This window comes from Paenibacillus sp. Negev47 (assembly GCF_058313655.1).
The window spans coordinates 4,263,363-4,290,151 of sequence record NZ_CM177754.1; the positions used below are offsets into that span (position 1 = coordinate 4,263,363).

Annotated in this window: 24 protein-coding genes; all 24 read right to left on the bottom strand. The window is 46.8% G+C overall.

Annotated elements, in window-relative coordinates:
* The gene (yfmF, locus tag AC4G47_RS19070) at positions 1-1,281 is read right to left on the bottom strand and encodes an EF-P 5-aminopentanol modification-associated protein YfmF (RefSeq protein WP_491102228.1); all 1,281 of its coding nucleotides are present in this window, start codon (positions 1,279-1,281) and stop codon (positions 1-3) included.
* A gap of 128 nt (positions 1,282-1,409) precedes the next feature.
* A complete protein-coding gene (gene sleB / locus AC4G47_RS19075; RefSeq protein ID WP_491102229.1) occupies positions 1,410-2,243 on the bottom strand; it encodes a spore cortex-lytic enzyme in 834 nt (277 codons plus the stop codon).
* 192 nt (positions 2,244-2,435) lie between these two features.
* Positions 2,436-5,174 (bottom strand): FtsK/SpoIIIE family DNA translocase, encoded by a 2,739-nt coding sequence (locus AC4G47_RS19080; protein ID WP_491102230.1) that lies wholly within the window; start codon positions 5,172-5,174, stop codon positions 2,436-2,438.
* 89 nt (positions 5,175-5,263) lie between these two features.
* Positions 5,264-5,494 carry a YlzJ-like family protein gene (locus AC4G47_RS19085; protein ID WP_458126414.1) on the bottom strand — a complete coding sequence of 77 codons (231 nt, stop codon included), beginning with the start codon at positions 5,492-5,494 and terminating at the stop codon, positions 5,264-5,266.
* Positions 5,491-6,264 carry a ClpP family protease gene (locus tag AC4G47_RS19090; RefSeq protein WP_458126413.1) on the bottom strand — a complete coding sequence of 258 codons (774 nt, stop codon included), beginning with the start codon at positions 6,262-6,264 and terminating at the stop codon, positions 5,491-5,493. The genes AC4G47_RS19085 and AC4G47_RS19090 overlap by 4 nt, the downstream gene beginning before the upstream one ends.
* A gap of 214 nt (positions 6,265-6,478) precedes the next feature.
* Positions 6,479-8,158 (bottom strand): ribonuclease J, encoded by a 1,680-nt coding sequence (locus AC4G47_RS19095; RefSeq protein ID WP_076208870.1) that lies wholly within the window; start codon positions 8,156-8,158, stop codon positions 6,479-6,481.
* Between the two features lie 473 nt (positions 8,159-8,631).
* A complete protein-coding gene (gene dapA / locus AC4G47_RS19100; protein ID WP_491102231.1) occupies positions 8,632-9,510 on the bottom strand; it encodes a 4-hydroxy-tetrahydrodipicolinate synthase in 879 nt (292 codons plus the stop codon).
* A gap of 47 nt (positions 9,511-9,557) precedes the next feature.
* Complete coding sequence (gene dapG / locus AC4G47_RS19105; protein ID WP_458126411.1) at positions 9,558-10,775, bottom strand: aspartate kinase; 1,218 nt, start codon at positions 10,773-10,775, stop codon at positions 9,558-9,560.
* A gap of 380 nt (positions 10,776-11,155) precedes the next feature.
* A complete protein-coding gene (locus tag AC4G47_RS19110) occupies positions 11,156-11,752 on the bottom strand; it encodes a dipicolinate synthase subunit B (RefSeq protein ID WP_458126410.1) in 597 nt (198 codons plus the stop codon).
* A complete protein-coding gene (dpsA, locus tag AC4G47_RS19115; protein WP_458126409.1) occupies positions 11,749-12,648 on the bottom strand; it encodes a dipicolinate synthase subunit DpsA in 900 nt (299 codons plus the stop codon). The genes AC4G47_RS19110 and dpsA overlap by 4 nt, the downstream gene beginning before the upstream one ends.
* Positions 12,649-12,803: 155 nt before the next feature.
* Positions 12,804-13,250, bottom strand: a complete 447-nt coding sequence (gene dut, locus AC4G47_RS19120) for a dUTP diphosphatase (protein ID WP_491102232.1) — start codon at positions 13,248-13,250, stop codon at positions 12,804-12,806.
* Positions 13,210-14,493, bottom strand: coding sequence for a M16 family metallopeptidase (locus tag AC4G47_RS19125; protein ID WP_491102233.1), 1,284 nt, complete (start codon positions 14,491-14,493; stop codon positions 13,210-13,212). Before AC4G47_RS19125 ends, dut begins: the two co-directional genes overlap by 41 nt.
* Positions 14,494-14,590: 97 nt before the next feature.
* The gene (locus tag AC4G47_RS19130) at positions 14,591-15,586 is read right to left on the bottom strand and encodes a polysaccharide deacetylase family protein (protein WP_491102234.1); all 996 of its coding nucleotides are present in this window, start codon (positions 15,584-15,586) and stop codon (positions 14,591-14,593) included.
* 175 nt (positions 15,587-15,761) lie between these two features.
* A complete protein-coding gene (gene pnp / locus AC4G47_RS19135) occupies positions 15,762-17,864 on the bottom strand; it encodes a polyribonucleotide nucleotidyltransferase (protein ID WP_491102235.1) in 2,103 nt (700 codons plus the stop codon).
* A gap of 257 nt (positions 17,865-18,121) precedes the next feature.
* A complete protein-coding gene (gene rpsO, locus AC4G47_RS19140; RefSeq protein WP_056700672.1) occupies positions 18,122-18,391 on the bottom strand; it encodes a 30S ribosomal protein S15 in 270 nt (89 codons plus the stop codon).
* Positions 18,392-18,549: 158 nt separating this feature from the next.
* A complete protein-coding gene (locus AC4G47_RS19145; RefSeq protein WP_491102236.1) occupies positions 18,550-19,488 on the bottom strand; it encodes a bifunctional riboflavin kinase/FAD synthetase in 939 nt (312 codons plus the stop codon).
* 70 nt (positions 19,489-19,558) lie between these two features.
* Entirely contained in the window at positions 19,559-20,482 is a 924-nt protein-coding gene (gene truB / locus AC4G47_RS19150) for a tRNA pseudouridine(55) synthase TruB (RefSeq protein ID WP_491102237.1), read from the bottom strand.
* Positions 20,476-21,453 (bottom strand): DHH family phosphoesterase, encoded by a 978-nt coding sequence (locus AC4G47_RS19155; protein ID WP_491102238.1) that lies wholly within the window; start codon positions 21,451-21,453, stop codon positions 20,476-20,478. The genes truB and AC4G47_RS19155 overlap by 7 nt, the downstream gene beginning before the upstream one ends.
* Positions 21,454-21,472: 19 nt before the next feature.
* Complete coding sequence (rbfA, locus tag AC4G47_RS19160) at positions 21,473-21,832, bottom strand: 30S ribosome-binding factor RbfA (protein ID WP_062833829.1); 360 nt, start codon at positions 21,830-21,832, stop codon at positions 21,473-21,475.
* Positions 21,833-21,857: 25 nt separating this feature from the next.
* Positions 21,858-24,443: a translation initiation factor IF-2 gene (infB, locus tag AC4G47_RS19165; protein ID WP_491102239.1), complete on the bottom strand. Its 2,586-nt coding sequence runs from the start codon at positions 24,441-24,443 to the stop codon at positions 21,858-21,860.
* On the bottom strand, positions 24,436-24,765 hold the full coding sequence (locus AC4G47_RS19170; RefSeq protein ID WP_017689142.1) for a L7Ae/L30e/S12e/Gadd45 family ribosomal protein: 330 nt from the start codon (positions 24,763-24,765) through the stop codon (positions 24,436-24,438). The genes infB and AC4G47_RS19170 overlap by 8 nt, the downstream gene beginning before the upstream one ends.
* Positions 24,758-25,063 (bottom strand): RNase P modulator RnpM, encoded by a 306-nt coding sequence (gene rnpM / locus AC4G47_RS19175; RefSeq protein ID WP_036609307.1) that lies wholly within the window; start codon positions 25,061-25,063, stop codon positions 24,758-24,760. Before rnpM ends, AC4G47_RS19170 begins: the two co-directional genes overlap by 8 nt.
* A 25-nt stretch (positions 25,064-25,088) precedes the next feature.
* Complete coding sequence (nusA, locus tag AC4G47_RS19180) at positions 25,089-26,186, bottom strand: transcription termination factor NusA (protein ID WP_458126400.1); 1,098 nt, start codon at positions 26,184-26,186, stop codon at positions 25,089-25,091.
* A 123-nt stretch (positions 26,187-26,309) separates the two neighbouring features.
* Positions 26,310-26,771, bottom strand: coding sequence for a ribosome maturation factor RimP (gene rimP / locus AC4G47_RS19185; RefSeq protein WP_062833826.1), 462 nt, complete (start codon positions 26,769-26,771; stop codon positions 26,310-26,312).
* Positions 26,772-26,789: the final 18 nt, after the last annotated feature.

The window sequence follows — 26,789 nt, forward strand, 5'->3', positions numbered from 1 at the left end:
TTATTCCTCCTTCTCGTCCCGCAAGAAATAAATCGTATCCAGACGGAATTGTTCTGCCGCCTCACGAACATCTTCCTTGCTGATATGTTCTACCTGTGCCAACAGTTCTTCAGCCGTTCTCTCTTTGCCTGACAACTGCCGATTGAAGTCATAAGCGATCATCTCAAAGGCGGAATCCTGCATTTCTTTAAGCAGGTTACGAATCATCGCTTTGGTTTGGGACATTTCGAGATCACTGATCGTTCCACTTTTCATTTCTTCCAGCTGTTGTTTGATGATGGTTACGGCCTTTTCATAATTGGGGATTTCAATCCCGGATTGAATCGTTGCAATGCCTTTATGTCCGTCATATCGCGAAGACGCGTAATACGCCAGGCTTTCTTTTTCACGTACATTCACAAATAGCTTGGAATGCGGATATCCGCCAAGAATACCGTTGTACATTAATGCTGCTGCATATTGAGGATCTCCATAGGTGATCGATGTGCGGAGTCCCATATTGAGTTTTCCCTGACTCACATTAAGTCGCTCAACAACGGTTTCCACTTCTTTATCTCCTCGCACTGCTGCCTGTGTCTGGTAATCGGAGGAAGACGTTCGATCTACATTGAAATGACGCTGAACGAGGTTCTCAACCTCCTCCAATGTCGTGTCACCCACCACATACAGATCCATACTCGCCTGTTGCAGCCATTCCTGATAAGATGCAGTTAGTGTGTCGGGTTCAATCCCAGGCAGATCCTTTCGCTCACCCAGTGGATGAAGACGGTATGGTTCGTTCTTGCACATTTCCTCGATACTGCGTTCAGCGGCATAGCGCATTTTATCATTCACGATGGACTCCAGCTTTTTCCGAACCGTCTCTCGCTCTGCTTGTACATAAGACGTCCTGAAATGTCCATTCTCTTGTGCAGATCGGGTAAGAACCTCTCCAAGGAAGGCAAATGAACGATCCAGTAGCTGCTCATCTCCACCAACAAAGGAATCATTAATGGTATCCATTCGGAACTGTACAATCTGGTAATCTCCGCGTTTATAAACGTCAAAACCAAAACCCGCTCCATACAGATGTTCCAATTGTTCACGAAATTGCGTTGTTTCCGGATAAGACTCCGTGCCGCGCCGGAGAACAAAAGGTGTCAGTGCTACTTTGGTTACCGTATCTTCCCGCAAAGGAACTCCTGCATATAGCGATATCGCGAACGTTTTGAAACGTTTGGTCGGAAGCACATGTATACGAAACTCTCTCTTGCTGCCTCGTTCGAATCCTGATGTATTCAAATGTCAAAACCCCTTTACGGCGTCATTTATCGTGCACTCATCTTGAAGCTTAAACGTAACAACCATTTTAACCCAATCAAAAGGCAAGAAGCAACCGAAGTCACGCCTTCTGGTTGCTTCCAACATCATCACATACAAAAAATATGCTGCCCGATTGTTTTCACCTGTGGGCGGGTCCAGATCCATTTGGATGTTGCTGTCTTCGGATTAAAATAATAGAGGCATCCACCGGATGGATCCCAACCATTCAATGCCTGTTCAACTGCCTTTTTGGCTTGTGCGTTCGGTTCCAGATATATCTGTCCGTCTGCTACAGCCGTAAATGCACCTGGCTGAAAGATTACGCCAGAAGGCGTATTTGGAAAACTTGGTGAATTTACGCGATTCAGAATTACTGCTGCGACTGCGACTTGACCTTCAAACGGTTCCCCCCGAGCCTCACCATATACTGCGTTAGCCATAATTTTGAGTTCATTCTCCGAGAGACCGAGTGCATTGGCAGACCCCATATTATCTTGCTCTTTGTCTGCTGTGTTATTGCTACCCCCAGCCCCACCCCCACCTGCGGAATCCTTGTGTAATGGTGGTTCTGTTGGCGACCATTTGGTTGAAGCGTTATACAGCTTTAGCTTGGTTTCAGCACCAACCACACCGTCTGCTTTCATACCAAACTCGGATTGAAACCATTTGACGGATTTCAGCGTGCTGCTGCCAAAATTACTATCGATTTTACCATTGTAAAATCCCAGGTACTTCAGACGACCCTGAAGCTCATATACATCCTGACCGTAACTTCCATATTTCACTGTATTGCTGCTAAACGTAGGCAAGGCCTTTTCTTCTACCTGCGGTGTACGCTCGGCGGAACTTTCAGTTGCTGCATTCCCAGGAAGCAAATAACGAATTCCCAATGCGGATATCAGCAAAATAGCAGTGAAAAGCCAAAGATTCATTTTTCGCATCGACTGTGCTCTACCTTTCTCTTGTGGGATTAACAGAATCGCTAAGGTTATTATGACAAGCCTGCTTGCTTCCTATGCACCAAAACATCCGATCTTTGGAGTAGATGGCAAAACTTCAGTTCGATGGGCAAGCAAAAAGCCCTCAACCAATTAGGTTGAGGGCTTAAACGATCATTATATCTAGCCTATATACTACGAGCTTATTTTATTTTGTTGATACTGTTCAAGTGAAATCAATACTTCCCTTGGTTTACTACCCTCGTAAGGACCAATTACACCCCGGGCTTCCATGGAGTCAATCAAACGCGCTGCACGTGTATAACCCACCCGCATACGACGTTGTAGCAGGGATACTGAAGCTTGTTTTGCCTCCAATATAATCTGTACAGCCTGCTCATATAACTCATCCTGTACTTCGTCTGCCGCCTGAACGGAGTCATCCACCTCAGGTACGATGGACTCATCATACTGCGCTTCACCTTGACCACGTACATAATTAACAATATTCTCGACTTCTTCGTCGCTCATGAAGGCACCCTGTACACGCACCGGTTTTGATGCGCCCATTGGCATGAACAGCATGTCTCCACGGCCCAACAGCTTCTCAGCCCCACCCATATCCAGAATCGTCCGTGAATCCACTTGAGAAGATACCCCGAAGGCAATTCGGGATGGAATGTTGGCCTTGATTACCCCGGTAATAACGTCAACGGAAGGACGTTGCGTCGCAATAATCAGATGAATCCCGGCTGCACGAGCCATCTGGGCCAATCGTGCAATTGCATCTTCCACATCTCCGGCTGCAACCATCATGAGATCTGCTAGCTCGTCCACAATGACAACGATATAAGGCAGAACCGCTGCAGGATTATCTTTCATCAGATTATTATAGCCTTCAACGTTCCGCGTACCTGATTTGGAGAACAGTTCATATCTCTTCTCCATCTCGACCACGATCTTTTTGAGAGCAAGTGACGCTCGTTTAGGATCTGTTACTACCGGTGCCATGAGATGGGGAATTCCGTTATATACGTTTAACTCAACCATCTTGGGATCGACCATCAGAAACTTCACTTCATCCGGCTTCGCTTTGTACAATATGCTGGTAATTATTCCGTTAATACATACCGACTTACCGGAACCTGTAGCACCCGCAACCAGCAAATGGGGCATACGAGCCAAGTTACCAATGATCGTCTGTCCGGAGATGTCACGGCCGAATGCAATGGTCACTTTGGATTCTGCATCCTGGAACGTTGCCGTCTCCATCACTTCACGCATTGTTACAACTGACACCTCGCCATTAGGTACTTCGATACCTATAGCGGACTTTCCGGGAATCGGTGCTTCCATCCGGATATCCTTTGCCGCCAGGGCCAACGCGATATCATCAGTCAGACTGACAATCCTGCTAACCTTGACACCAATATCGGGTTGAATTTCGTACCTTGTAACGGCAGGACCCCGAACCACTTCAAGCACTTTGGCGCGAACACCAAAGCTCTCCAGTGTGGCTTCCAGCTTGCGTGCTGTCTGCATATAATCCTTCTGGTCACCCGCCTTGCCGCCATTGTTCGGCTTGGCAAGGAGACGGAATGACGGCAACTTGTAAGGTTTCGGAGGTGGAGGCGGTGGTTTGATTGGTTGTGCGTCCTGCCCCTCAAGAACTGGACTATCCGTTCCCGGCGTTGCATCGCTTGGCACTTCTTCTCCACTCTGAATGTTATCCACAGCATTCGGCACATTCGTTCCCGCATCGGATGCAGACCACTCAGTCTCTACCAGTTCATCCGTTATTTTAATAGCATGCTCGCCATCTTGAGCTGAGTTGGAATCAGTGAGATCATCCGGGAAAGGATATGCATCGTCCAGATCATCTTCGATGCTTGCATCTTCCGTTCTGACATGCTCGAAGAAGTCTCGAATGATCGGTGCAGAGTTAGGTTTAGCTTGTACAGGAACAGATGATGAGACAACGTTGTTCGCTACGTCTCCGGCTTCTTCCTGCCATGCTTCCGAATCGTGATTCTGAACGGCCCGGTATACAATCTGTTCCGCTTCCGCTGAATCCACCTGATTCAATTCACGTTCTGACTTCGCACGTTCGCGATCAGCTCCCCATTTTCCAAACAGTTGGAAGAATATTGGCGCTTTTCGTTTTGGCAGATGCTGTTCCTCTAATTCATCCTCATATTCGTCTTCATCATCATCAACAGGGACAGGTACCACTTTACGAGCGTTCCCTTTCTTCCTGCCATCAGGAGCTGAAGCAGAACGTGCAGAGGGCCTCGACTCCAGCTTCTTGTACATCGTACTCCCCGCATCCCAGATCTTGGTTCGAAATATTCGAATCAGATCCACATAAGAAAGACTCGTAATCAGCATAAAGCTGATCACAAACATTACGATCATGATGAGCCTTGCCCCAAGGCTGCCGAATAGCCACAAGAACAGAGCAAATTGCCCAGCTCCAATATAACCACCGCTGATATCCTTGTTAAGCATGGAGTCCCTCTCACCTGGTGCAGCAGGGGTTAGCAACTCGGTTTGCATATCATTATGTACCTGTGTAATGACAGCACCAGGCTCAAGCGCACCAACCGGAATGAGTTTCTGGTGCATCGCAGAGACGGTACTCATCAAGGTTAAAGCAAAGACCAGCAATACCAGTCCTGTCTTGCGCGTGGTCCAACCACTAGGCCATTTCCGATGAATCATCACCATGAGACCATAATATATACCAACAAGTGGAATCGCAAAATAAAACTTACCAAGCATCAGTCCGAACATCTTGGAAAGCGAACGTCCAACGGTGGCTTCACCCGATAATGCAATAACAGCAAGGGTTATAAGCACAATCCCGTATATCTCATATTTTAAAACGCCACTAAAACCAGCGCCCTTTTTTTTCCTCTTTTTTCTTCTGGCCAAAATCAGGTCACCCCCAGAAGAATATTATACCATACAAATATAATCCGTACATATGTTCTTTTCTGCTCAATTTGTCTGAATTCGTCGTGTTATGCTGACCCCGAGTTACCAGAAAGCGGGATGGTTGAACCCGGCATATTGGCAGGATTGAGATAGGCTTCAAGTGGACAATCCAGCAATCGTACAATAACGGCTTCATTATCATTCACTGGCCTTACCTGCATTAATAATCCATTCATCTTGATCTCTCTCGTATCTTCACTCTCTCTCCACATGCCTGACCATAGTTGTTCAGGGGGCATCACAGTGTATAGTGTCATTGGGTATAACCTCCCGCTTGCAGGGTCTGTCTGTTGTCTCCTATGAGCTGATTTAACCGCGCAATGGCCTGACCAATACCACCAACTGCATCCATTAGTCCATATTTCACTGCATCTGCGCTTCCCACAGCTGTACCAATATCCCGGTTCAACTCACCGGTCTTAAACATCAGTTCCTTGAACATCTCTTCAGATATATTTGAATGTGAAGTGACGAATCGAACAACCCGTTCCTGCATTTTCTCCATGTACTCAAATGTCTGAGGTACACCAATGACAAGGCCGTTCATGCGAATGGGATGGATCGTCATCGTCGCACTTCCAGCAATGAGAGAATACGTCGAAGCTACAGCGATCGGAACTCCAATGCTATGCCCGCCTCCAATGACCACAGTAACCGTAGGTTTGCTCAGAGAAGCAATCATCTCTGCAATAGCCAGACCCGCCTCTACATCTCCACCTACCGTGTTCAGAATGATCAGAATACCTTCAATACGCTGATTCTGTTCTGCAGCGACAAGCTGTGGAATAATATGCTCGTACTTTGTTGTTTTATTTTGTGGTGGCAAAATTAAATGACCTTCCACTTGTCCGATAATGGTCATACAGAAGATATTCGATTCTCCTGCTGGCGACTGTGTCTGCCCAAATTGCTGAATAGTCTCCGTCACGGGAGAGATGTCCTTCTCCCCCCTGATCGGCATTTCCGGTGCTTCAACCTCCGGCTGATTGGATTTTGACGCCTGCTTGTCATTCATACGTTCATTCATTTCGTTAATCCCCTTCTCCAGAAACATTTAATGTATTTCCTTAGTATGGGGAATTTTCCAACCCACTTATACCCGCTACATTAAATTGCTTCACATTGTGGCGATCTCCTTGAAAAACGCAAAAAAGCCCCTTCTCTACGAGGAACCGTCCAATATTACTCGTAGAGAAGGGGCGACTGTGTGCCTGAATATATGTTTTTTTGTTTAGCCTATTTTAAACTTCCATAATGATTGGCAAAATCATCGGTCTGCGACGAGTTTGCTCATACAGGAAGCGTCCCAGTGCATCTTTGACATTCGTTTTGAGTGAAGCCCACTCGTTAACGTTCTCACTCATCAACTTCTGCAATGTGCTGCTTACGATCCGGTTAGCCTCATCCAGTAGGCCTTCCGATTCGCGTACATACACAAATCCGCGGGAGATGATGTCAGGACCGGAAACAATTTTTCCATCCTGTTTGCTCAGTGTTACTACGACAACAAGGATACCATCTTGTGACAACAATTTGCGATCACGAAGTACAATGTTACCCACGTCACCTACACCCAAGCCGTCGATCAACACGTTTCCTGCAGTAACTTTACCTGCTCTACGTGCTGCTCCACCTTGAATTTCAATCACTTCACCAATATCCGTGATGAAAATGTTTTCCGGCTCAACACCTACAGATTCAGCAAGAACTGCGTGACGGCGCTGCATACGGAATTCACCGTGAATTGGCAAGAAGAATTTCGGTTTCATCAGGTTGAGCATCAGTTTCAGCTCTTCCTGGCTACCGTGACCAGATACGTGAACGCCACTGTTAGCACCGCTGTAATGCACGTTAGCACCCAGACGGAACAGTTCATCAATCGTACGGCCTACATATTTTTCATTACCTGGAACCGGTGTTGCAGCGATAATTACGGTGTCGCCTGGCAGGATGTCCACTTTACGGTGCGTGGAACGAGCCATACGTGTCAATGCTGACATTGGCTCGCCTTGGCTTCCTGTGCAAAGAATCACGACACGATCAGCAGCCATCTTGCCTACTTCTTCGGGTTCAATGATCATGCCATCCGGAATCTCAAGATAACCCAGCTCAGAAGCAATACCGACCACATTAACCATGCTGCGTCCGATAACTGCAACTTTACGTCCAGTTACTTCTGCTGCGTTGATTACCTGTTGGATACGGTGTACGTTGGAAGCAAATGTAGCTACAACAACGCGTTGGCTTGCTTTACGGAAGATATCTTCCAGAACGATACCCACATTTTTCTCCGATGGTGTGAATCCAGGTTTCTCAGCGTTCGTACTATCGGACAAAAGCGCAAGCACGCCATTGGTTCCGATCTGCGCCATACGCTGAAGATCTGCATATTGACCATTGACTGGAGTGTGGTCAAATTTGAAGTCACCTGTATGAACTACTGCACCTTCTGGTGTTTCGACACATACACCAACGGAATCCGGAATACTATGGTTAGTAGCGAAGAACGATGCTTTCAGTACAGATCCAAGTTGGATCTCGGAATCAGCATCAATCAGAATACGTTTTGTTTCACCCAGCAAGTTCGCTTCTTTCAACTTGTTTTCTACAAGTCCAAGCGTAAGTCTTGTTCCGTATACAGGAACATTCAGATGTTTGAGAACATATGGCAGACCACCAATGTGATCCTCATGTCCATGAGTAAGAATAATTCCTCTTACTTTATCACGGTTCTCAGTCAGGTAAGAAATGTCAGGAATGACAATATCAATACCAAGCATATCTTCTTCAGGGAATTTAAGACCAGCATCTACGACTACAATGTCGTTAGCGTATTGGATGACGTACATATTTTTACCAATCTCGCCTACGCCGCCCAATGCAAAAATCATCAGTTTATCGTTATTATTTTTCTTAGACAAATGAATCTAAACCTCCTATGGTAGTTGGACGTCGTACCTTATTATTTATTGTAAGTTAAGAAAAGTAGTCCATGCATTACATGCCCATCTATCGGGATGAATGCAAAAGAACACCTTTATTCACGATATCTGGAAGAAGTTCTTTGAAGTTATTCCCTTATACCAACAAGTTGGATTGAAATGCCCTCTTAGCCGTTCCTTCCTTTTTCACCGCAAAGCCACACCACGAAACGATGTCGCTTTCAATTTCAAAAAAATACCGCACCCAGTCACTTGACATCATTATACATGATTAAAAACAAAAAAAACAAGTCACTCTCTCGTTAACCTGTAGGTTTCCCCTTAGCAATGAAAAAGAAACCTCACATTACGCATCAAAAAAAGAACCGCAACCTCGAATAAGAGGAGCGGTTCTTTTGCTGATTTGATGGATATCCCATAATTAATAAAATAGTTCCAAATACAACTACTGATTACAAATTAAGCAGACCTTTGATATACACCTGCTCCTCTTCCGTTGGAGGAATAAGAGGCAAACGTACAGACCCAACGTTTAAACCACGCAATGTCAGCGCATATTTCACCGCTACTGGGTTCGGTAAGGGTTGTGGACACTCAAACAGACCTTTGAATACCGGGAACAGCTGCTGATGAATCTGAGCAGCTTGAAGAGGCTCCCCTCCGTAGAAGGCATCAATCATTTTCTTCATCTCTGCACCTACGACATGACTCGCCACACTGACGATCCCATGAGCACCAACCGAAATCGCTGGCAAGCCTGAAGCGTCATCACCGGAATAGACTCTGAAATGCTCCGGAGCACTTGCTGCGATCAACGTCACCTGCTCCATAGACGCACATTCCTTCGTAGCGACGATGTTAGGAATCTGCGCAAGACGAAGCGTTGTTGCAGTGGACAGGCTGGTTACTGTACGCCCAGGCACGTTGTAAAGCATAATGGGCAGCTTGGTAGAGCCCGCAATCGCTTCAAAATGTTTGAACAAACCTTCCTGGCTCGGTTTGTTGTAATACGGAACAACCAGCAATATGCCGTCCACCCCGGCACGTTCAGCTTCCTGTGTCAAATGGATGGAGTGTGCCGTGTTGTTGCTTCCCGTACCGGCTATAATTTTGCACCGACCGGCCGCATGTTTCACTGCAAATTCGAATAATTGAACTTTCTCAGTATCACTAAGTGTTGGAGACTCCCCTGTTGTTCCAGAAACCACGAGTGTCTCCGACTTTTGATCTACAATCAGATAGTCGATGAGACGTGCCGTTTCCTCCCAATGAATCTCTCCTTGTTCATTGAACGGAGTGACCATTGCTGTAATCAATCTTCCAAAGTCCAATTCGATTCCTCCTTCAAAACAGGTTTGGCTCTTCTAACTTCAGTTAATTACAAATGAAGTTCGAATGAGGCGTGAAGTGCCCTCAGGGCCTGAACCATATCTTCTTTTTTTACGAGTACCCAGATCGTTGTATTCGAATCTGCTGATTGCAGGATCTGGATGTCTGCCAGTGTTAAGGACTCCACGATACGAGCCATAATTCCAGGTACACCATTAATGCCTCCGCCAATGACGGAAACTTTGGCACAACCGGACAGGCTTTGTGGCTTGAGGCCTTCCTCCTGCAATACATGTATGGCTTTCTCGGAATCACTGTCAAAAACCGTATAGACAACACCAGAGGGGGTAACATTAATAAAATCAACGCTGATCGAATTCTCAGCCATGGTTTTGAATACTTTCAATTGCAATCGATCTGCACCACCAGGCACATCCACCGTAATTTGCGTTACATTGCTTACATAGGCAATCCCTGTTACATAACGGTCAACAATGCCTGTCTGCACATCCTGAAATCCTTCCGGATGCGTAACCAGCGTTCCTTCCGTATCTGCAAAAGTAGATCTTACTCGCACTGGAATCTGTGATTGCATGGCAATTTCGACCGCACGTGGATGGATTACCTTGGCGCCGTGGTGGGCCATGTTACAGATCTCTGCATAACTCACAACAGTCAGTGGACGCGCATCCTCAACAATCCGTGGATCTGCGGTGAGTATACCGTTCACATCCGTGTAGATATCTACCATTTCGGCACGTAATGCTGCACCGAGAGCAGTTGCCGACGTATCACTTCCCCCACGACCCAATGTCGTGAAGTCTCCATTCTCCGTCTGGCCTTGGAATCCGGTTACAATAACGACCCGTCCAAGCTGAAGCTGCTCCAACACACGAACAGGACGGACATCCAATATCCGGGCATTCCCGAAATTGTCGTCCGTCACAAAACCTGCTTGTGCACCGGTCAGCACTGTAGTTGGAATGCCTTCATGTTCGAGCAAACTGCTCAAAGTTGTAGCAGATATGATTTCACCACAGCACAGCAGTAAATCCTTTTCGCGTGCGGATAGTGCGTTTCCGTTCTGTGCAGCCCAGTCCAGCAACGTATCAGTCGCATATGGCTCGCCGCGGCGCCCCATCGCAGACACCACGATGACCAGACTCAATCCTGCCTCAAGTTCACGTTTAACGTGACGGAGCACATGCTCTCTCGCCTGAACAGTGGAGAGAGACGTGCCTCCGAATTTCTGTACCATGATACGCATCTTTATTCCTCCATTTGTGTACGCAAGAAGATTGGACACGGGTCAAATCAACAAATGGATCACCCTAGGGAGCGTTCTGATGCGATAATTTCAGCAATTTATACGGCATTCCATGCCGCTCCTCGTTTTTTTGTAATTGTCTGGGACAATCGCAAATCAAAGGTCGCGGTTGTTATCGAGATCAAGACGCATACATTCACACTAGACCTCTCCCGCTTGCTTAACCTTGATACCGGCAAGCAGGAATGCCCTTATAGACAGGAACGTGGACACAAGTAGCTATTCAAGCCAGCTTATCGTCCCCCATGATTTTCTTTGTCTCTTAAACCCTTTATTCATTTCTCCAAGCGCATAAACGTTGTCACCCAGTCATTATTCCATCAAGCCTGTGAAGAACGCTGCACAATCATCGGCTGTAGCTGTTTGCCCTCAAGCGCACTCCAGCAAGCCTCTGGAATCAATTCCATTTTGGCGACTAACGAGTTTGGTTTTTTCACTGGATCGTCTTGCCCAAATGGCACAAAATACAAATATTTGGCCACGAGCAGTTTGGCGATATTCGCAGCATTCAAGCCCAGACCGTCATTCGTGGAAATAGCGAGCACAAGCGGACGCTGATTGCGCATCTGTGCTTTGGCTGCCATTAGCACTGGACTGTCGGTCATTGCATTAGCCAGCTTGCTTGTTGTATTGCCTGTGCATGGAGCAATGACCAGCACATCAAGCAGCTTGGAAGGCCCTAATGGCTCCGCTTCAACAATTGTAGAAATGATATCATTACCTGTTATATCTTTCAACTGTTTATGCCAATTTTGCGCCGTACCGAAGCGTGTATCCGTCGTCAGAACCGAATTCGAAATAATCGGAATGACATTGGCACCTTCAGCCACGAAGCGGCTAATTACCGGCATAACCTCTTCAAACGTACAATGAGAACCCGTAATTGCATAACCTACCGTTTTTCCCTGCCAGTTCATGATTTAACCTCCCGTGCGTTCTGTTCTTCCAAAAGCAAACGGATCAACGCGTCGGCAATAATGCCGCCAGCCGTTTTGGGAGCAACAATGCCGGGGAGGCCAGGTGCAAGTAGCGCTTTGATACCGCGTTTGTCGGCAAACCTGAAATCACAGCCGCCAGGAGCGGATGCGAGGTCAATAATGACAGCCTTTTGCGGCATTCTGGACAGGATTTGTGCTGTGATTATCATAGTCGGTATCGTATTAAAAAGCAAGTCAACTTCCCCGGTTTGAGCGGCCAAATCCGTTGTCATGAAAGGCTTCCAGCCCATTATAGTAGCGCGGGCAGCATCCTCTTCCCGCCTGATTCCTACCCGTACATTTGCTCCAAGTCCCTGCAGTGTTTTGGCCATTGTGAACCCTGTTCGACCGATACCAAGCACGATGCATTCCGAACCGTGGATTGTGAAGTCCGTCTCCCGAATAGCTATGGCGATGGCTCCCTCAGCCGTTGGAATAGAGTTGTAAAGTGCAATATCATCACGATCAAGTACTTCGACAAGTCGCAACCCGTTATCTAGACAAAGTTCACGCAAGAATGGTTTTGCCATACCCGTGAACACAATGCAATGCTCCGGCAATGCTGCGATATGTTCCTTTTTCAAATAGATCGGTGTTTCACTGAACGAAGTACTTACCTTTCCCTGATCATCGCAACCGACGACAGGTAGCACCAGTACATCTGCCGAAGCAAACACTTCGTCCTCCAGTTCCTGGTGTTCGATACCTGGAATGGAACGCTCCAGTTTGTCGAAACCCACCACACTTACCGTTGCATCCAGCTCAGCGCACTTTTGAATGACTTCAAGCTGCCGCGCATCTCCGCCCAGGACTACAATCCGGACTCCGGTCAGCATCGGGACGTCACTCCTTTCACCACATGTATGCCTTATCGTATGCAGAGGCCCACAGGGGGGTGAAAACAATAATGCATTCGACTACCCGCATCTTGAACACAAAAAGAGCCGTCCCTGTCAGGGACGACTCCAAAGAATGGGAACACTCACGCTGTTTATTTCCCGGTATGACCAAATCCGCCTTCGCCACGTACCGTTTCCGAAAGTTCATCTACTTCCGTCAATTCAACTGCAGGCACGGTCTGGAAGACGATCTGTGCGATGCGCTCTCCCCGTACAATCGTGAACGGTTCCTGACCCAGATTAATCAACAGCACTTTAACTTCTCCGCGATAATCCGCATCAATGGTACCTGGTGTGTTGAGGCAGGTAATTCCATGTTTGAAAGCCAGTCCGCTCCGAGGACGGATCTGTGCTTCTAATCCAGCAGGCATTGCCATCGCAAGCCCCGTTGGAATCAGTGTACGCTGACCCGGCTGCAAAACAACCTCTTCCTGAAGTGCAGCCACTACATCAAAACCGGATGCCAGTTCCGACATTTTTTGTGGCAATTTAATATCTTCATTGCCCGGCAGTTTCTGTATTTGAACGTAATGCAACAAAATCATCCCTTCTCAATCCAGCGATCGTCTTATCTGAAGCACCAACCATAGCAAGCGCAAACGGCTCGGCGAACATCAGATCGAGTACCGCGTTAATATCGTCCATTGTTACTTGCTCAATTTTGGTGATCATCTCATCCAGCGTATGGTGTCTGCCCAGCATCATCTCGTTTTTGCCCAGACGATTCATACGACTGCCTGTGCTTTCCAAGCTAAGAATCAGACTGCCCTTCAGTTGCTCTTTCCCTTTACGAAGTTCATCTTCGGACAAGCCGTTTACAGCCAGGTCACGCAGAACCTCTTTGGTCAGGTCAAGCACCTCTTTTGTCTGTTTCGGTGCTGTACCCGCGTATATTGTGAAAAGTCCACTGTCCGCATGAGAGCTATGATAGGAATACACGGAGTACGCAAGACCCCGTTTCTCACGAATTTCCTGGAACAATCTGGAGCTCATGCCTCCACCAATAGCGTTATTCAGAACAACCATAGCGAATTGCAGCGGATCCCCGATTTTACAACCCGGGAACGAGATACAGATATGGTTCTGTTCCGTTTTCTTTTTGTGAAAGAGCTGTCCGCTCTGGAATGCCGGCATTGTGACTGCTTCAGTTACTCCGTTTACATCAAAAGCACCAAAATGTTTCTCCATCAGATCGATTACACTATCATCAATATTACCCGCGATACTAATGACCGTGTTCTCTATTGTGTAATGCTCCTTCATATATGCACGCAGATGGCTGGAATCCATCGCTTTAAGACGTTCTTCCGTACCCAGAATAGGGTAAGCAAGCGGGTGCTCACCATATGCGGCCAAGGCCATCAGATCATGAACCATATCATCTGGCGTATCTTCATACATTGAGATTTCTTCCAGAATGACGTTTTTCTCCTTGATCAACTCACCATCATCCATTTTGGAGCGGAAAAACATATCAGACAACACATCAACCGCAATCGGCAAATGTTCATCCAACACTTTAGCGTAATAACATGTGTATTCTTTGGAAGTGAACGCATTCACATTACCACCGATCGCATCGAATTGCTCCGCAATCGCCTTGGCATCATACCGATCCGTCCCTTTGAACAACATGTGTTCAATAAAATGTGATACTCCGTTACTTGCAGGTTGCTCATTGCGCGAACCTGTCTTGACCCATATTCCGAAAGACACAGAACGACAGGTCGGTATCTGTTCCATCACAATTCTGAGGCCATTGCCCAGCTGAATTTTTTTCATGGTTGGCCCTCCTACATCTCTATAATTGCCTTGATCTCAATCGAAATTGAAATCGACATTTGGTTCCAACTTTTTGATATTAACAAAAAAAACACGTTCACTCAACCGCGGACGCATTTACGCGTTCCGAAGACAACGTCTCACTTACCGTTCCAAGCACGAGACCTTTAGCCCGTATGGACTGAATCATCCCCTTCAAAGCCCCGGAAGAAGAAGCTGTTGGGTGCATTAGAATTAACGTGCCGGCCTCGGTATTTTTTGCAATTTTGGCAACAACGGACTCTGGGCTTGGCTTACGCCAATCCACAGTATCTACAGTCCATAACACGGTTTGCAGTCCCATGGATGAAGCAATATCTACAGTCTTTTGATTAAAGTCACCGGAAGGCGGAGCAAACCAGCGATTTTCCACACCGAGTGATTTATGGAGCAAATCCTGGGTTTTGCTTATTTCTAGCCTGGCCCGTTCTGCGCTCAATCGACTCATGTTAGGGTGAGAATATGCATGATTGGATAACTCATGCCCACGCTTCTGAATCTCCTTGGCCAGCTCAACGTTTTTGCTTAACCAGCTTCCATCCAGAAAAAAAGTCGCCTTCACTTTCTCGGCATCGAGCGTATCCAGCATCGGTATAATATATTCGTTCCCCCAGGCCACATTAATCATAAAAGAAACCATCGGTTTGCTCGCATTCCCCCGATAGATCGGATGTGCACCCAAATCCTTAAGCTGAATTTCCGGTTGAATCTGACGATAGATATACGCTATCTTGGTATTCAACGTTCCACTCAATGCCTTACGGTATGTCGCTTCCACATCAATTTCCATGCCATTATAGCCAGGAATGGCTTTCCATACCCGATCCACTCTGGCATTCACCGAAGCAATTCTCGTTTCAGCCGCTTTATCCCGAATTGCCGACAACAGGGCATCTTCTCCGGTCGCTTCTTTGAACATATCAAACGCATTCTGCGTACCTGGCCCATCACGGATCTCCGTAATGTATGTACGTACACTGCCAACTTGTCCGATCAATATGACCGCAGTCACACCCGCCAGAACAGCCGCCAGTTTTTTGGATTGGTTTCCCACAGCTCCATCCTCCCGCCGTCTTTGTCCCCATCATATGAGGACAAGGGCAAGAATATGAATACAAAGCCATGGTTTTAACTTTGTTTAACATATTTAAGCGTTAAAAAAAGAGCCAGAAATTCACATTCTGTCTCTTCATTCAATCTATCCATTTATAACCTGCCGCTTCGGTATCCTAGGATTGAGCCGGAGCTTCAGCAGTCAAAACTGCTTTACGGGACAAGTTGATTCGGCCTTGTGGGTCAATTTCCGTTACTTTCACCGTAATGGAATCTCCAATGGCTACAACATCTTCAACTTTGGCAACACGTTCAGTTGACAGTTGTGAGATGTGTACCAGACCTTCTTTGTTCGGAAGTACTTCAACGAATGCACCGAATTTCTCAACGCGTTTTACTTTGCCGACATAAATCTCGCCGACCAATACTTCGCGCACAATACCTTCGATAATCGCTTTGGCTTTATCATTCATCTCCTGGTTGGAAGAAGCGATAAAGACACGTCCATCCTGTTCAATATCAATTTTAACACCGGTTTCTTCGATGATTTTATTGATAATTTTACCACCTGCACCGATAACATCACGGATTTTGTCCGGATTGATATGCATAGTCGTAATTTTAGGCGCATATTGTGATAACTGCTCACGTGGAGTATTCATCACTTCAGTCATTTTGCTCAAGATATGCAAACGACCTTCTTTGGCTTGAGCCAATGCTTCAGACAAAATTTGACGATCAATCCCATCAATTTTGATGTCCATTTGGATTGCAGTTACACCTTCAGGTGTTCCGGCTACTTTAAAGTCCATGTCACCCAGGTGATCTTCCATACCTTGAATATCACTCAGAATGGATACATGATCTCCATCTTTGATCAGACCCATAGCTACACCCGCAACTGGAGCTTTGATTGGTACACCTGCATCCATCATAGCTAGTGTGCTGGCACAGATACTTGCCTGGGAAGTTGAACCGTTGGATTCCAGAACTTCAGATACCAGACGAATCGTGTATGGGAAGTCTGTTTCGGAAGGGATTACTTTGGAAAGCGCACGCTCACCCAGAGCACCATGTCCGATTTCGCGACGGCCTGGAGCACGCAATGGACGAGCTTCACCTACGCTGAATGGTGGGAAGTTATAGTGATGCATGAAACGTTTCGTTTCTTCAAGGCTGATTCCGTCCAAAATCTGAACATCACCCAGTGCACCAAGTGTACAGATGCTAAGTGCTTGTGTTTGACCACGTGTGAACAAGCCTGAACCATGCGTACGTGGCAGCAGGGAAGTATCACATTCGATTGGACGAATCTCAGCAAGTCCACGTCCATCCGGACGAACTTTATCATGCGTGATCAGACGACGCACTTCTTCTTTAACGATATCGTGCAGGACTTCCTTCACGTCTTTGAGCAATTCAGGACTTTCAATATATTTCTCTTCAAAGTGAGCAACGGTTTCGTCATTCACTAGATCGATTGCATCTTGACGAGCATGTTTCTCGGCAATTTTAACCGCTTCAACCAGACGAGCGCTTGCGAAATCACGCACACTGCTGTTGACTTCAGCATTAACGGCATGCAGCTTAACAGCCATTTTTTCTTTACCGGCAACTTGCACGAGTTTTTCGATTACCGCAACAATGTTTTTGATCTCGTCATGTCCGAACATGATTGCTTCGAGCATCACTTCTTCCGGTAATTCGTTAGCTTCAGCCTCAACCATCATGATGGCATCCTTGGTTCCTGCAACTACCAGCTCAAGTTCACTGACTTCAAGCTGTGCAATCGTTGGATTAATGATGAACTCACCATTAATACGTCCAACTTTCACGCCACCAATAGGTCCGCTGAATGGAACATCCGAGATGCTCAGTGCAGCTGATGTACCGATCATTGCAGCGATTTGCGGTTCACAGTCTTGATCCACACTCATAACGATATTCAGAACTTGTACATCGTTCCGGAAGCCTTCCGGGAACAATGGACGAATTGGACGGTCTGTCAGACGGCTTGAAAGAATTGCTTTCTCACTCGGTCTTCCTTCACGTTTAATAAATCCACCCGGAATTTTACCTACGGCATACAATCTTTCTTCATAGTTCACCGTTAATGGGAAAAAGTCCAAATCTTTCGGCTCACTTGATGCTGTCACGGTACACAATACAACGGTATCCCCGTATGTCACCTTAACGGCAGCATTAGCCTGCTTGGCCAAACGCCCGGTTTCAAACGTAAGCTTTCTTCCGCCAAGCTGCATTTCAACACGCTGTTCCATGAAATTCCTCCTTTTATTCGTCCTAACTCAATGGATTCTGCATATTCACAGTATTTCCTGCTTGTCCTGCATTCATTAGCTATGTATAACCTTGCAACATGCTAATCTGCACAACAAAAGCTCCTCACGGAGCCCCATCTACAAATATATGGCAACATGTTCATCTACAAAACAACCCGGCTGTAAGTTCCGCTTGTCCTTTTAGACAAAAGAATGACGGATAACAGCCAGGTTGGTTTTGAAAACATGTACGATAATTAACGACGCAATCCGAGTTTTTCGATCAGTGCGCTGTAACGTTTAACATCTTTGTTTTTCACGTAAGCCAAAAGCTTACGACGTTGACCTACCATTTTCAAAAGTCCACGACGTGAGTGGTGGTCTTTCTTATGCGTACGCAAGTGGTCTGTCAAACTTCTGATGTTTTCCGTAAGGATAGCAACTTGCACCTCTGGAGATCCTGTATCGGACTCGTGAGTTTTGTGCTCGTCGATCAGTTGTTGTTTACGTTCTTGAGTCAATGCCATCCTGTTCACCTCCTTCAATATAATCGCCATTAGCCTCGTCACCGCCGGTGAGAGCAAGTAACCAAGCCAAGGTTATTGTTGTCCTATACGACAACGTAGTACAGTATATCATAATTGCCCAGTCAAAGTAAATGTAAACATGCATTAATTCCTAAACCTTAAGATAACAGGCGACCAGCAGTTAATGCATCTTCCCGAATCTGACTAATCAATGCATCAATGGAGTCAAACTTTCGTTCTGCGCGGATATAGTGAACAAGATCAACCTTTAATTCCTGGTCATATAATTGTCCATCAAAATCCAGCAAGTGTACTTCAAATGTAGGTTTCATCCCACTTTCGTGAAACGTAGGTTTCACACCGAGATTCATCACACCAGGCAGTTCTTGTTCACCATGCTGCACCCGAACAGCGTAAACACCCTTCGACGGTGTAACGTAATGATCCGTGAGTTCAAGGTTCGCTGTTGGAAATCCAATGGTTCGTCCACGCTTCTCCCCGTGAATGACAGTTCCTCTGATGCTATAAGGTCGACCAAGCCATTGACTGGCCTCATCCATCTCCCCGCGTTTCAACAGGCCACGAATGAGAGAACTGCTCACTTTTTCACCATTTAACAGGAAGGCAGAGACGGTCTCCACCGTCATTTTCCCTTCTCCCAATGTTCGAAGAAGCTGTTCATCTCCTGCTCCCTTGTGACCAAAACGGAAGTCAAAACCGACCACCGCTGTTCGTGTCTGAAGAGGGATCAACAGATCATGTACGAATTGCTGCGGTGTCAGCTGTGAGAATTCTTCATTGAATTCCACCACATAGAGCACATCAACACCCATTCCTGCCAAGATGTCTTCTTTATCTCTCAAGGGAGTTAAACTACCCTCGTAATCCCCTTTGCGCATAACTTCCTTCGGATGTGGATGAAAGGTCATGACCGCTGCCTGCATGCCCGTTTCGCGCGCAATGCGGACAGCTGATAAAATGACACTTGCATGTCCGAGATGCAGTCCGTCGAATTGACCGATCGCGAGCACTTGGGGAAGTGTGCTCAGCTCAGTCGAATGTAACGTCTGCGGATAGGTTAGCATTACGGTTTTCACAATCATTCACCTGCATTTCACTTGATAGGCCAAGCTTGATCATCACCATGACTCCAAGCCCGAGACCTCTTTATTCCGGCAAAAAGACTTTAACTGCCTTCACCGTTGGTTTTAGTTCATCCCGTTCAAAAATCCCCAGAAACGTACCATCCTGAGCGTACAACCGTAATAAACCAGGTTGCTCTACAGGCGGTTCCAGAAGACGTGCAGCCAGTTTCTGACCTTGGAGTGCTCCTTTGGTCTGTTCTTCTCCAACCTTGTGGGCTGGAATAGAAGCAATTGCCTCGTCAACAGGAATCAGCGCATCTGCCAAAGTTCCATCGGCCATAAGTTGTTCCACTTCTTCAATCCGAAGACAACGATCTGCAGAGATACCCGCTGATATCGTACGCTCCAGTCGAACCATGGTCGATGGATATCCGAGTTGTCGGCCGATGTCTACACACAACGTCCGAATATACGTACCTTTTGAACATAAGGCCCGGAAGGATATATCGATGGTATCGCCCTGAGTATCAATCCCTGTAAGCTCAAGCTCATAGATTGTGACCTCACGGCTCTTACGCTCTACCGTTTTCCCTTCACGAGCAAGTTCATAGAGACGTTTGCCGTCTACCTTTACCGCAGAATACATGGGTGGCACCTGAGAGATCGTGCCCAGGAACTGCTCAAGTACCTGTTGAACCTGTTCCTCTGTTACTGTTACAGTCGTTTCAGAACGTTCAATAACTTCCCCAGTCATGTCCTCTGTGTCTGTAGACAGACCCAATCTGAGCGTTGCCAGGTATTCCTTCGGGAGCTCCTGCATATACTCCACCACGCGTGTTGCCCTTCCGAGACAGAGCGGCAGAACACCAGTAACCTGTGGGTCCAGTGTGCCTGTATGACCAATGCGTTTCATTTTGAGAATACGACGCATTTTGGCCACGACATCATGAGACGTAAATCCCGCCGGTTTATACACCGGAAGTACACCTTCAAATGGTTTTACCATTGTGAATTCACCTGCTTCAGCACTTTTGCCACAATATCTTCAAGATTGCCTTCCAGGCGACATCCGGCTGCGAGAACATGCCCGCCTCCACCAAAGGTCTGTGCTAACGCAGCAACATCAATTTTGCCAGCCGAACGAAGAGAAACCTTTACGGCATTCTCATTGATGACTTTGAAAAAGATACCAACTTCCACGCCTTGAATATTGCGCGGATAGTTCACTACTCCTTCGAGATCTTCATTAGCTGCTCCGCAAGCCACCATATCATCTGGTGTAATAACGACCCAGGCAATCTTGCCATCATCTGTCATCTGCAGGCTTGATAGTGCTTGATTCAAAATCCGAACTTGTGGAAGAGTCACCTGCTCCAGCAAGGTCTGGGCGAGATAAGGTCCATCCACGCCATGTTCTAGCAATCTGGAAGCTGTTGTCATTACATTTGGACTGGTATTGGCATAGCGGAACCCACCTGTATCCGTAAGCAATCCGGTATAAACTGCCGTGGCGACATCTTTATCCCATGCCACTTGGAACAGATTAAGAAAATCGAACAAAATTTCAGCCGTTGCAGCAGCATCGGACTTAATGATGTTGACTGTACCATACGCGTCATTCGTAGGGTGATGATCAATATTCAAAATAACAGCGTCTTCTTCGAAATAATGACGCGTCAAACCTACTCTGGCAAAGTCTGCACAATCCACACAGATAACAGCTTTATATTTTCGCTGCGGTGGTTGTTCGGTCATGTTCACAATGTTGCCGGCTTCCCACAAAAAATGCATGCGCTGCGGGATTTCACCTTCATTAATCATCGTGAATGTCTTGCCCAGACATGACAGCAGCCAGCCCACCGTTACCGTCGAGCTGACTGCGTCACCGTCCGGCTGTACATGCGACACGACCAGGTAATCATCATGCTCCAGCAGAAATTGCTTTCCGGCCTGGAGCGCCTGTTCATAAGTGTGCATTGCCGTCTCCTCTATTCTGTTACTGGGATTCGTTCTTGTCGGAACCAATATCACCAAGCAGCTTCTCAATTCGGCTACCATAAGCGATCGATTCGTCGATCTTGAATATCAACTCGGGAACATGACGGAATCGAATACGTTTGCCCAGCTCGGAACGCAAAAATCCATTTGCTTTTGCCAGTGCTTTGAGCGAGTTATCTTTTTGTTCCTGTTCACCGAAGACACTCAGATAAACTTTGGCTTGCGACAAGTCCCCTGTCACTTCGACTCCCGTTACGGTAATAAAGCCGATACGTGGATCTTTCAGTTCAGACTGGATGAGCAGACTCAATTCTTTCTTGATCTGCTCGCCCACTCTACCTGTACGAATCTTAGCCATTGTTGTTCACCTCATGCTTCCTTGCTTATCGTTGTACTGTCTCCATAATGAAGGCTTCAATAACGTCGCCCTCTTTGAGATCATTATATTTATCCAGCGTGATACCACACTCGTAACCTTGGGCTACTTCTTTGGCATCATCTTTGTAACGTTTCAGGGAATCAAGCTTGCCTTCGTAAAGGACGATGCCATCACGAATCAGGCGTGCTTCTGCGGAACGCGTAATTTTACCCGAGGTAACCATACATCCAGCAATGGTACCCACTTTACTGATCGAGAACGTGCTCCGAACTTCAGCATGACCGATAACTTTTTCTTTGTAGATCGGATCAAGCATACCTTTCATCGCTTGTTCAATTTCTTCGATAACACTGTAGATTACGCGATGCAGACGAATATCTACTTGCTCTTGATCTGCTGTTGCTTTCGCCTGGTTTTCAGGACGTACGTTGAAACCAATCACGATGGCATTGGATGCTGCAGCCAAAATGATGTCGGACTCAGTGATTGCACCAGCGCCGCTATGAATGATCTTCACGCGTACACCTTCAACTTCGATCTTCGCAAGGGAACCTTTCAATGCTTCAACCGAACCTTGTACGTCACCTTTGATAATTACGTTCAGATCTTTGATCTCGCCATCTTTGATGTGCTGGAACAGATCATCCAATGTTACACGAGTATGCGTACCCAGATCGGATTCACGTTGCGTGATCGCACGTTTGTCAGCGATGGAACGCGCTTTGCGCTCATCTTCGAACACCATGAACGGATCTCCCGCACCTGGAACTTCAGTCAGACCTGTGATTTCTACAGGTGTCGAAGGTCCAGCTTCTTTCAAACGGCGACCTTTGTCATTAACCATCGCCCGAACACGACCGAAGCAGTTACCTGCTACGAAAGCATCTCCGACTTTCAAAGTACCGTGCTGTACGAGGATACGGGCAACTGGGCCACGTCCTTTATCCAGCTCAGCTTCAATCACAGTACCACGGGCACGTTTGTCCGGGTTCGCTTTGTATTCGTTCACTTCTGCAACGAGCAGAATCATTTCAAGCAGACCTTCCAGACCCATTCTTTGTTTCGCTGACACGTTAACAAAGATGGTATCTCCGCCCCACTCTTCCGGAACGAGTTCATAGTTGGTCAATTCTTGTTTCACTTTATCCGGATCGGCACCCGGTTTGTCAATTTTATTGACAGCAACGATAATTGGAAGTCCAGCAGCTTTGGCATGGTTAATGGCCTCAATGGTTTGTGGCATAACACCGTCATCTGCTGCTACGACAATAATCGTCATATCTGTAACCTGTGCACCACGTGCACGCATCGCTGTAAACGCTTCGTGACCCGGAGTATCCAAGAACGTGATCTTTTTGCTGTTGATTTCGACTTGGTATGCACCGATATGTTGCGTGATACCGCCTGCTTCGCCGCCTGTTACATTTGTGGAACGAATAGCATCCAGCAAAGTAGTTTTACCATGGTCAACGTGACCCATGATCGTAACTACTGGTGGACGAGCCTGCAAGTCAGCAGCATCATCATTCTCTTCCAGCGTCTCGAAACGGTCATCTTCAAGCACAATCTTCACTTCAACCTCAACACCGAATTCACCTGAAAGCAGAAGGATCGTTTCGATATCAAGCTCTTGGTTGATTGTTGCCATAACACCCATAGCGATGAGCTTTTTGATAACTTCGGAAGCATCCTTATGGAGCAACTTCGCCGTTTCGCCTACAGTCATATCACCACGAACGATGATTTTTTTAGGTGTGTTATCAATTTTCTCACGTTGTTGGTACTGTTGTTGATTTCTGTTGCGGTTGTTCTTACCACCACGGTTCCCACGGAAGTTACCGCCACGATTGTCATCATAACGACGTCCACCGCCACCGCTGTTCGAACGGTTGCCACTGTTATTGTTGTTGCCAGTTGTGCCACCTGGGCCGCTTCTACGTTGGCCTTGTCCTTGGCTCTGACCTTGGCCACCGCTGCGGTTGCCGCCAGTACCTGTACTACCACCGCTGTTAGGTCCTGAAGGTCTTACTTGACCGCCACCACTGCTAGCCGGACGTTGACCCGATCCTTGCGGACGGGACGCTGTACTGCTTTGTCCACCTTGAGCCGGTCTTGGACGGTTAGTTGATTGTCCTCCTTGGCTTGAGCCTTGGGAAGAGTTCGTTCTGTTGCGGCTGTCTTGGCCGCTGGGTCTTTGGGTGCCATTGTTATTGTTGGAATTTGGTCTATTGTTCATACCTACCTGCTTTTCCTGTTGTATTTTTGTTTGTACGGGACTACCGGATGGGTTACTGCTATTCGGCGTGTTCACTCCGCCGGCCGGCTTGTTGCTGTCCACTGTTTTGTCACTGCGTACTGCCGAAGTAGCAACTGGTTTTGCTTCGTTGCCTTGTTTGGAAGCAGCAGTGGATTTTATATCTTTAAAAAATTGTTCCACCTTACCGACTGATCCATTCTCCATGACACTCATATGATTGTTTACGGGAATTTCCAGCTTTTTAAGAATGGTTATAATTTCTTTACTACTCATATTTAGGGACTTCGCATATTCATAAACTCGCAATTTATCCTTGTTTTCCTGTTTACTCAATATACTCCACCTCCGACATTATACCGACTTGCTTGGAGATCATTTTTGCAAACCCTCGATCCGTTACTGCAAGAACAACACGCGTGTCTTTACCGATACTTGAACCTAAACTATCCCGGTCAAATCCGATTAACAGAGGAACCTTATAAGTTCCACATTTATCGCGAAATTTCTTTTGTGTATTGGCTGAGGCGTCACCCGCAACAATAACCATCTTAGCTTCGGAAGAACGGATCGCTTTAAGTACAATTTCTTCACCTGTTACAAGTTTACCTGCACGCATAGAGAGTCCCAGATAAGACAGCGTTTTAATATTAGTCATGTTCACGCTCCTGTGCTGCTATGAATTCATCCTCAACCGCGATGAAGTCAGCTGCTAATTGCTCGTAAATTTCAGGTGAGACTTTGCCTTTTAACGCCCGATCCAAAGCCCGGTTTTTGAGTGCGAGCTTAAAACAGGACTCTTTGCCGCATAAATAGGCACCACGTCCGGATTTTTTGCCAGTCAAATCGATCAGCACTTCATCCTCTGGCGTTTTAACGATGCGGATCAGCTGCTTTTTGGGCATCATTTCCTGGCATGCCACACATTTGCGCAGCGGCACTTTTTTTGGTTTCATACGTCAGCGCCCCCCGTACTTTACTTTAGTCGACGGAGACGGAATCCTGATGCATTTCAGAAGAAGAATCTTTTTCTCTGCCGAATTCCTGTTCCGCCTGGCTCTCGCTCTTAATGTCGATTTTCCAGCCGGTTAATTTGGCTGCCAATCTGGCATTTTGGCCTTTGATACCAATTGCGAGCGACAGTTGATAGTCCGGAACGATAACCCGAGCCATCTTTTCTTCCTCAAATACATGAACTTCCAATACTTTGGAAGGACTCAGTGCATTAGCAACATATTCGTCTACCTGATCGGAGAAACGAACGATGTCGATTTTTTCACCGCGCAGCTCACCCACAATGGTCTGCACGCGGATTCCCTTAGGACCTACACAAGATCCAACTGGATCAACTTCCTCGTTGCGGGAATGAACCGCAATCTTGGAGCGGAACCCTGCTTCGCGAGCGACGGAGCGAATCTCAACTACACCGTCGAAGATCTCAGGCACTTCCAGTTCAAAGAGACGTTTCAAGAGGCCCGGATGAGTACGGGACAATATGATTTGCGGCCCTTTCGTCGTATTCTCGACCTTGGTGATATACGCCTTAATACGGTCACCATGAACAAACTTCTCGTTCGGCATCAATTCGGTCAGCGGTAAAGCCGCTTCGATTTTGCCCAGATCGATGTAGATATTGCGCAAATCCTGACGCTGCACCACTCCCGTAACGATATCCTCTTCCTTGTCTACGAAAGCGTTGTAGATCAGGCCGCGTTCGGCTTCACGAATCCGCTGGGTCACCACCTGTTTGGCAGTTTGTGCGGCGATACGTCCGAAATCGCGCGGCGTAACTTCAATCTCCGCAATATCTTCCAGCTGGAAGTGTGGGTTGATTTCTCGTGCAGCAGGCAATGAAATTTCGGTACGTGAATCCAGGACTTCTTCCACGATCAATTTACGGGCATACACCCGGATAACTCCCGTATTACGGTTCATATCAACACGCACATTCTGGGCCGTGTTGAAATTCCGCTTGTAGCTGGAAATTAGTGCAGCCTCGATCGCTTCAAACAGCACATCCTTGCTGATCCCTTTTTCCCGTTCCAATTCATTCATTGCTTCAATAAAATCCATACTCATGAATGTTGATCCCCCTTTCAAACATGGCATCTCATACGTAAAACGGCGAAAGGCTCTGAACTCCTGAGCACCTTGCCGTTATCGTGAGATGTGTCTTTTTCATTAATAAAGTGAACAAGGCACTTAAAACAAAATAGCTAGGCGCGCACTGGCAACCTTATCATAAGAAATGGCATGCTGTTTCTTGCCTGCCTCAATCACGAGTTCCCCGTCATCAAAAGAAAGCAGCTTGCCTTCAAATTCCTTCAATCCGTTCACCGGCTCGTAGGTTGTAACAAAAACATTTTTGCCTACGGCTTTGGTAACGTCCTCAGGTTTTTTCAGTGGACGCTCCGCACCGGGAGAAGACACTTCAAGGAAATAGATGGTTGGAATCGGATCGTTCTCATCCAGCTTGGCGCTCAGCTTTTCGCTGATCAAGACGCAATCGTCGATGTCGATGCCACCCTCTTTGTCGACATACACCCGCAAAAACCAGTTGCTGCCTTCTTTGACGTATTCGATGTCAACCAGCTCGAAGCCTTGTTCGTTCAAGTAGGGTTGGATCATTTCTTCCACGGTAGATTTAATGTTCGTTGTGCTCAAAACCAATAACCTCCAACT

Coding starts and splice junctions, on each gene's coding strand:
- sleB (WP_491102229.1), bottom strand. CDS start 2,243: ATGCGAAAAATGAATCTTTGGCTTTTCACTGCTATTTTGCTGATATCC.
- AC4G47_RS19085 (WP_458126414.1), bottom strand. CDS start 5,494: ATGACACTATACACTGTGATGCCCCCTGAACAACTATGGTCAGGCATG.
- AC4G47_RS19090 (WP_458126413.1), bottom strand. CDS start 6,264: ATGAATGAACGTATGAATGACAAGCAGGCGTCAAAATCCAATCAGCCG.
- dapG (WP_458126411.1), bottom strand. CDS start 10,775: ATGCGTATCATGGTACAGAAATTCGGAGGCACGTCTCTCTCCACTGTT.
- AC4G47_RS19110 (WP_458126410.1), bottom strand. CDS start 11,752: ATGAACTGGCAGGGAAAAACGGTAGGTTATGCAATTACGGGTTCTCAT.
- dpsA (WP_458126409.1), bottom strand. CDS start 12,648: ATGCTGACCGGAGTCCGGATTGTAGTCCTGGGCGGAGATGCGCGGCAG.
- AC4G47_RS19125 (WP_491102233.1), bottom strand. CDS start 14,493: ATGAAAAAAATTCAGCTGGGCAATGGCCTCAGAATTGTGATGGAACAG.
- pnp (WP_491102235.1), bottom strand. CDS start 17,864: ATGGAACAGCGTGTTGAAATGCAGCTTGGCGGAAGAAAGCTTACGTTT.
- rpsO (WP_056700672.1), bottom strand. CDS start 18,391: ATGGCATTGACTCAAGAACGTAAACAACAACTGATCGACGAGCACAAA.
- truB (WP_491102237.1), bottom strand. CDS start 20,482: ATGGTAAAACCATTTGAAGGTGTACTTCCGGTGTATAAACCGGCGGGA.
- AC4G47_RS19155 (WP_491102238.1), bottom strand. CDS start 21,453: ATGCACACTTATGAACAGGCGCTCCAGGCCGGAAAGCAATTTCTGCTG.
- rbfA (WP_062833829.1), bottom strand. CDS start 21,832: ATGGCTAAGATTCGTACAGGTAGAGTGGGCGAGCAGATCAAGAAAGAA.
- AC4G47_RS19170 (WP_017689142.1), bottom strand. CDS start 24,765: ATGACTAATATTAAAACGCTGTCTTATCTGGGACTCTCTATGCGTGCA.
- rnpM (WP_036609307.1), bottom strand. CDS start 25,063: ATGAAACCAAAAAAAGTGCCGCTGCGCAAATGTGTGGCATGCCAGGAA.
- nusA (WP_458126400.1), bottom strand. CDS start 26,186: ATGAGTATGGATTTTATTGAAGCAATGAATGAATTGGAACGGGAAAAA.